The following is a 7507-nucleotide window of genomic DNA, read 5'->3' on the forward strand; positions in this document are numbered from 1 at the left end:
GAAAATCTCATCAAGCTTGCTGATGATCCAGATGTAATTGATCCTTTGCGCTTTCTAAGGGAGAGGGAGATCGTTCATTTCCAGAGATTCGGAGAAGTGCTACAGAAGGTTCGAGAATACATGGAATCTAAAAAATATTTTTAAGTATAGACTTAAATATTCACAGTTTTTTATACTTTGACATATATTGTTTAATAAAGACTGGACCGAAAAGTAAAACAAGAAAAGTATCTAAAGGAGGTATGTTTATATGAGTTTCTTTGGCGGCAGGAGATTAGGCGACGATGACAGCTTGCTCTTTTTCTTCTTGTTGTTGGTGATCATATTCTGCAATTGCGGGTTGTTCAGAGATTCTGACGAGCTGTTATTCTTCTTCCTGATCCTGGTAGTTTTGTTTAATGGGGACGGTATCTTTAGAGGAATTAGAGACTCCAAAGAGTGCTAAAACGTTGACTGTGGCCAAAAGAGGGAGTACTGCAGTATGCAGGCTCCCTTTGTTTTATTGGGGTAGTACCAAATTTTATGCATGACGGAATCTCGAGTTTTAACATAAAATTTGCCAAATGGTATTTAGTTGTGTTCAAATGTATAAGCTTGAATATTCACAGTCTTTTATACTTTTACATATATTGTTTAATGAAAGTAGAGCCGGAAGGCAAAATAAGAAAAGCGTCTAAAGGAGGTATAATTATATGAGTTTCTTTGGCGGCAGGAGATTAGGTGATGATGACAACTTGCTCTTTTTCTTCTTGCTGTTGGTGATCATATTCTGCAATTGCGGGCTGTTTAGAGATTCTGACGAGCTGCTATTCTTCTTCCTGATCCTTGTGTTCTTGTTTAACGGCGATTGCTTATGCCGGGGATTAGGAGGAGTATCGACAAAAGAGAGCTAAGGAGTTGATAGGAGAAGAAAGGGGGAGTGTTGCTGCAAGCACGCTTCCCCTTTCTTGTATGCATAGGCATTGCCATTTATTAAGCAAAATTTTCCATAAGTTAATAAAGCCTAAATCACGGTAATTCACAACTGCAGTTAAACTAATAAACAAATTTGTTTTGTTTATAATAGGTCATCTCAATGTATAATTATAATGTACAGATTTTATTTATTATAGAGGTGATTTAGTTATGAAATTTAGGGATAAAACTGTCATTGTTACAGGTGGAGCGCAGGGGATAGGCATGGCTATCTCGCTTGCCTTTGCCAAAGAGGGAGCTAACGTGGTGATAGCCGATATTGACGAGGAGGCAGGAGAGGAACACGTGGCCACCATTCGAGAACAGGGTGGACAGGCCATGTTCATACCTGCCGATGTATCCAAGGAGGAAGATGTAAAGAATTTGGTTGAGCAGACCGTAAAAGCCTATGGGGGAATACATATTTTGATAAACAATGCGGGTATTGGAAGCAGCGGGACGCTTTTTACCCGTTCCATGGAGGAATGGGATAGGGTGATAGGGGTCAATTTGCGGGGGCCTTATATGATGGCCAAATATTGTGCTCCCGAGCTTGTAAAGGCAAACCCGGGAGTGATAATCAATATCGCATCTACCAGGGCTCTCATGTCGGAACCCCATACGGAACCTTATTCGGCTTCAAAAGGAGGCCTTTTAGCCCTTACCCATTCCCTGGCCATTAGCCTGGGTCCCAAGGTGAGGGTTAACGCCATCAGTCCGGGGTGGATTGAGGTATCCCAGTGGCGGAAAAAATCTCAGCGCAGGCAGCCCGACCTCAGGCCTCAGGACTTGGCTCAGCATCCTGTGGGGAGGGTGGGCAAGCCGGAGGACATTGCCCACGCTTGTTTGTTCTTGGCATCGCCGGATGCAGGATTCATCACGGGTACCAATTTAATCATAGATGGCGGCATGACTGTCAAGATGATTTATGAAGAATGAGGTAACATAAACCCGTACCCCGCCTCATAGAATGGAAATAAAGGGGGTATGGGGATGACTTATTCTAGCCGGTATTTGAGGATAGCTGATCCTCTCATGGAGGGCATCGATGTTCAAAACGTTCAACAGCGCCTTAAGGAATTGGGCTTTTATGAGGGCGATATAACCGGCGTTTACGATAGGGAGACCGCTGAAGCGGTTAGAAGATTTCAGCAACAAAATGGACTGGTTGCCGATGGCATAGTGGGGCCCGATACCTGGAATGCCATTGGCATAAGTCCGGAATTCTTGGACGTTTTTAACTCCGAGTACAATATCACGGTGGACTTAGAGCAAAAGGAGTTGACGCTCAAGCAAGGCGAGCGGTTTATCAAGGTATATCCTGTGGCAGTCGGGAAACCTTCCACTCCTACCCCCACCGGTACTTGGAAGATCATCCAAAAAACCGTCAACCCTGGAGGTCCTTTTGGTGCCCGCTGGATGAGGTTGAGCATCCCGTGGGGAGGTTACGGCATACACGGCACCGATGAGCCCGAGTCTATAGGGACGGCGGCAAGCCATGGCTGCATAAGGATGTATAATGAGGACGTGATTGAGCTGTACGATATCGTGCCCCTTGGTACGGTGGTCAATATCGTAGGCGTAACCTTTACTGGGAGGATGCTGTATCTTGGCGTAGAACCGGGTGAGGATGTAAGGAGATTACAGGAAATATTGCGGATTTTGGGCTATTACGATGGGCCTCTGGATGCAGTTTACGATGAGGAGGTCAGGGATGCTGTACTTGAGCTGCAAAGGGAGTATGGGTTGACACCCGATGGGGTAGTGGGAGCCAGTACATATGAGATATTGGAGAAGCTAAACGATATACTGCTCAACGATCAGGAACCCTAACCTTTTGCCTTTGCGTGGCTGATTTTAAGCCCTATAGATTGCCATGGAGCTAAGGAGATGGTATCATCTCCTTTTTGTTTTTGAGGATTTTAGGCAATCTAAGGATGTCCAGGGGAGAATTTTTCTAAAAATATGAAGATTGAGAAGATGAGTTGCCAAAAATGTGATAAAATATTCAAAGCGGTTGTGACCTGACATTATGCCACTGATTTGTCAGGGACATAGGGTATTCATGAAACTATAAGATGAAGGGGTATAAAAGGTACATGGGAAGCAATATAGGGGATATGCTAAAGGACAAAAAGTATTTCATACTGGATATGGATGGTACCTTTTACCTGGGGGATAAGCTGCTGGAAGGTTCTCTAGACTTTTTGAAGCATATAGAGAGAACTGGTAAAGGTTACCTCTTCTTTACAAATAATTCATCCAAGAATGCGCTGGTATATCAGCAAAAGCTGGCAAAAATGGGATGTATGGTGGAGCAGTGGAGAATCGTTACATCGGGCATGGTGACAGTTGAGTACCTAAAGAATCACTATCGGGATTGTAGCGTGTTCTTGCTGGGCACCCCTATGCTGTACGATGAGTTTAGAAACGGTGGCATAAGGCTGGTGCAGGACAAGCCCGATGTGGTAGTGGTGGGCTTTGATACCACCCTTACATACGATAAGCTGTGTTGTGCCTGCAAATTTATCCGCCAGGGAGCATCGTTTATTGCTACGCATCTAGATTTGAATTGCCCTACCGAGGATGGGTTCATTCCAGATTGTGGGGCTATTTGCGCTTTTATAACGGCTTCAACAGGGGTCAAGCCTAAGTATTTGGGTAAGCCCTTTAGGGAAACGTTAGAATATCTGCTAAGATATCTAGGTTGCACTAAAGATGATATCGTTTTTATAGGGGATCGCCTTTACACCGATATAGCCATAGGGTTTTATCACGGGGTTACCAGCGTTCTAGTTCTTACGGGGGAGACCAAACGGGAGGACCTGGAAAATTCCGATGTTAAGCCTACTTTGGTGGTTGAACGCCTGGCAGACCTCATCCCATTCATATGATAATTCATATGATAATAAAAAAATGGACCGCGGTGTTGCGGTCCTTGTGTAAGGGGTTTGGGGGTTTTGGGTAACTTTACGCTTATTATCTTAACCAGTTTTTCAAAAATTAAACTCTTTGTTCCGAAAAATTTTTAGAAGCTATAGAACAATTTTTGTGCCATTGAGTTTTACATATGCTACAATGTTAAAGTGTAGTATATATGATGCCAGGGTGCCTTTACATGCCATTGCCATAGCTACCATACCTGATGAAGAGATGAACGGAGAGGGTGGAGCTTGTCGGCAACGAGGTTAGGGAGAAGGCGTGTTCATTAAAACATCTAAGCTGATCGCAGCGTTAAAATAGCTGTATGGCTAAACTGAAAGAGGAGGGAGATGGCGTGAAGGATACCATAAGGCTTGGGATAGTGGGATATGGTAACCTTGGCAGGGGAGTTAGGATGGCAGTTAAGCAAAACCCGGATTTTCAGCTGGTGGCTGTGTTTACCCGCAGGTCACCCGAGCAAGTAGATGCTGATGGCGCCAGAGTGGAACATATTTCACGGATGGAGGAGTATAAGGGGAAAATCGATGTTATGATCCTGTGCGGAGGTTCTGCTACTGATCTACCCGTTCAGGGACCGGCCGTAGCCCAAATGTTCAATACTGTAGACAGCTTTGATACCCATGCCAGGATACCCGAATATTTTGCCAAGATGGATGAAGCGGCCAGGAGAGGTGGTAACTTCTGCTTGATTTCTACCGGCTGGGATCCAGGCCTGTTTTCATTGATGAGAGTGCTGGGGGAGGCCATTCTACCTGAAGGGCGTACCTATACCTTCTGGGGCAAAGGAGTAAGCCAGGGGCATTCGGATGCCATCAGGAGAGTGCCGGGAGTAAAAAATGCCATTCAATACACCATTCCGGTGGAGGACGCCATTCGCAGGGTACGAAACGGTGAGAATCCTGAGCTTACCACTCGAGAAAAGCATGTACGGGTGTGTTATGTGGTTCCGCAAGAGGGCGCCGATCTAAAGCGCATAGAGGAGGAGATAAAGAATATGCCCCATTATTTTGCCGACTATGATACAACCGTGCATTTTATTTCCGAAGAAGAGTTTAAGGCTAATCATTCTGGTATGCCCCACGGAGGAATGGTCATACGCAGCGGCCGAACCGGCCAGGCCACAAAGCAAAGGATGGAGTTTAGCCTGGAGCTGGAAAGCAATCCCGAGTTTACTTCCAGCGTGTTGGTGGCCTATGCCAGGGCAGTTTATCGCCTTGCAAAGGAAGGACAGGTGGGTGCCCGTACTGTATTTGATATACCTATTGCTTATCTTTCGCCAAAAAACGCTGAAGAGCTCAGAAGGGATTACTTGTAATCCCATAATACGCTTTACTTGACATTTGCTTGACAGATGAAAGAAAGGTTGTGATAATTAAAGTATTGAAGCTTGGATATTTTAAAAATCCATCTTTACACGTGAGGACAGCAAGTTGTATATAAAAGTATGGCTAGGAGGTGTACTATGAACAGGATTGAACAGTTATGTATAAACACAATTCGCGTTTTATCGGCTGAGGCAATTGAGAAGGCCAAGTCTGGACATCCTGGTATGCCTTTGGGAGCAGCGCCCATGGCTTATACGTTGTGGGCAAGGCACATGAAGCATAACCCTTGTAATCCCAAATGGGTAAACAGGGATAGGTTTGTGTTGTCGGCTGGTCATGCTTCCATGCTCATCTATTCGCTGCTTCACCTCTTTGGGTACGGCCTTACAATTGAGGATATAAAGAGCTTCAGGCAGTTTGGAAGCAAGACTCCAGGGCATCCGGAGTACGGTCATACTCCCGGGGTGGAGACCACCACTGGTCCACTGGGCCAAGGATTTGCTAATGCTGTAGGTATGGCTTTGGCTGAGGCTTATCTTGCCGCCAAGTTCAACCGTCCAGGGTACAACGTGGTGGACCACTATACATACGTCATAGCCGGCGATGGCTGTATGATGGAAGGTATAAGCTATGAAGCCGCTTCGCTGGCAGGTACCCTGGGACTGGGTAAGCTTATTGTGCTCTACGATTCCAACTCCATATCCATAGAGGGACCAACCGACATCGCTTTCAGGGAGGACGTGGGCAAGCGTTTTGAGGCCCAAGGTTGGCAGGTTCTGAAAGTTGAGGACGGGAACGACATAGAGGCCATTGACAAGGCCATTGCCCAGGCAAAGGCGGAGACTACAAAGCCTTCTCTTATCATAGTCAAGACGCAAATTGCATATGGTTGCCCTGCCAAGCAGGGTAGCGCGTCTGCTCATGGGGAGCCATTGGGAGAGGAAAATATCCGACAGATGAAGGAATATTTGGGTTGGCCCAGCGAGGAGCCCTTCTACGTACCTCCGGAAGTGAGAGAGCACATGAATACCTTGATTGAGAAAGGGAAAAAGGCTGAACATGAATGGAATGCTCTGTGGGAGGCTTACTCGAAAGAGTATCCCGAGCTGGCAAGGGAATGGGAGATATGGCACAGCGATACCTTGCCGGTGGATTTGCTAGAGGATGATGAGTTCTGGAAGTTTGAGAAAAAGACAGCTACACGCAACGCTTCTGGAGAGGTCATAAACCGCCTGGCAAAGGTGATACCTAACCTCATAGGCGGCTCGGCAGATCTGGCTCCCTCCAACAAGACCATCATGAAGGGGCGCGGGGATTTCTCCGCGGAGGACCGTACCGGCTCCAACCTCCATTTTGGCGTTCGTGAACATGCCATGGCTGCCATTGCTAATGGAATGGCGTTGCATGGCGGCCTAAGGGTGTATGTGGCAACCTTCTTCGTATTTAGCGATTATATGAAGGCTGCCATGAGGCTGTCTGCCATGATGGGGTTGCCTGTCATCTACGTGCTTACCCATGACAGCATCGGAGTAGGGGAAGATGGGCCCACCCATCAGCCGGTAGAACATTTGGCTGCACTGAGGAGTATGCCCAATATGACCGTTTTCCGTCCGGCCGATGCTAAGGAGACGGCTGCCGGATGGTATGTGGCTCTCACCAACAGGACGGGGCCGACAGCCCTTGTGCTGACGCGTCAAGATGTGCCATTGTATCAGGAAACCAGCAAAGAAGCGTTGAAAGGCGCTTATATCCTCTTGGATTCCGAAAAAGATACCCCCGACATCATACTCATCGCATCGGGTTCGGAAGTGCAGCTTGTATATGAGGCCCATAAGGTCCTTAAGGAAAAAGGCATTGATGCCCGGGTGGTGAGCATGCCGTCGTGGGAGCTGTTTGAAAAACAACCCGAAGAATACAAGCAGAAGGTGCTTCCCGATGCTGTGAAGGTCAGGCTGGCTGTTGAAGCCGGATCTTCCCTGGGGTGGCATCGGTATGTTGGATGGCAAGGCGATGTAATTGCTCTGGATAGGTTTGGAGCATCTGGAAAGGCAGACGTGCTGTTTAGAGAGTTTGGGTTTACGGTAGACAGAGTCGTTGAACGGGCTTTAGAGCTGCTCAAAAAGGTCTAATTGACTGAAAAGGAGTGGTATGTAACGGTATTTTGACTGCATATAAAATACTCTCAGGAAAGCTTGGAGAATGAAAAGGAGCCGAGTTTGTCGGCTCCTTTGGCTTTTTTAATGGCTGTCACAGGGAGCTATGATGCTAAAGGCGGTACAAATTTT

At 46.7% G+C, this 7507-nt stretch carries 8 protein-coding genes; all 8 read left to right on the forward strand.

What is annotated here, in order from left to right; all coding sequences use genetic code 11:
* On the forward strand, window positions 1-144 hold a 144-nt coding region (locus FWJ59_RS06565), incomplete at its 5' end, for a manganese catalase family protein (protein WP_414481176.1).
* A gap of 106 nt (window positions 145-250) precedes the next feature.
* Window positions 251-445 carry a hypothetical protein gene (locus FWJ59_RS06570; RefSeq protein WP_414481169.1) on the forward strand — a complete coding sequence of 65 codons (195 nt, stop codon included), beginning with the start codon at window positions 251-253 and terminating at the stop codon, window positions 443-445.
* Window positions 446-692: 247 nt separating this feature from the next.
* Window positions 693-893 (forward strand): hypothetical protein, encoded by a 201-nt coding sequence (locus FWJ59_RS06575; protein ID WP_414481170.1) that lies wholly within the window; start codon window positions 693-695, stop codon window positions 891-893.
* A gap of 232 nt (window positions 894-1125) precedes the next feature.
* Entirely contained in the window at window positions 1126-1893 is a 768-nt protein-coding gene (locus FWJ59_RS06580) for an SDR family oxidoreductase (protein ID WP_414481171.1), read from the forward strand.
* A 54-nt stretch (window positions 1894-1947) separates the two neighbouring features.
* Window positions 1948-2787 (forward strand): L,D-transpeptidase family protein, encoded by an 840-nt coding sequence (locus FWJ59_RS06585; RefSeq protein WP_414481172.1) that lies wholly within the window; start codon window positions 1948-1950, stop codon window positions 2785-2787.
* A gap of 245 nt (window positions 2788-3032) precedes the next feature.
* Window positions 3033-3848 (forward strand): HAD-IIA family hydrolase, encoded by an 816-nt coding sequence (locus FWJ59_RS06590; RefSeq protein WP_414481173.1) that lies wholly within the window; start codon window positions 3033-3035, stop codon window positions 3846-3848.
* A 353-nt stretch (window positions 3849-4201) separates the two neighbouring features.
* Window positions 4202-5212, forward strand: a complete 1011-nt coding sequence (locus tag FWJ59_RS06595) for a diaminopimelate dehydrogenase (RefSeq protein WP_414481174.1) — start codon at window positions 4202-4204, stop codon at window positions 5210-5212.
* Between the two features lie 147 nt (window positions 5213-5359).
* The gene (gene tkt, locus FWJ59_RS06600) at window positions 5360-7351 is read left to right on the forward strand and encodes a transketolase (protein WP_414481175.1); all 1992 of its coding nucleotides are present in this window, start codon (window positions 5360-5362) and stop codon (window positions 7349-7351) included.
* Window positions 7352-7507: the final 156 nt, after the last annotated feature.

The sequence above is a fragment of the Caldicoprobacter sp. genome, assembly GCF_047459465.1.
GTDB lineage: Bacteria > Bacillota > Clostridia > Caldicoprobacterales > Caldicoprobacteraceae > Caldicoprobacter.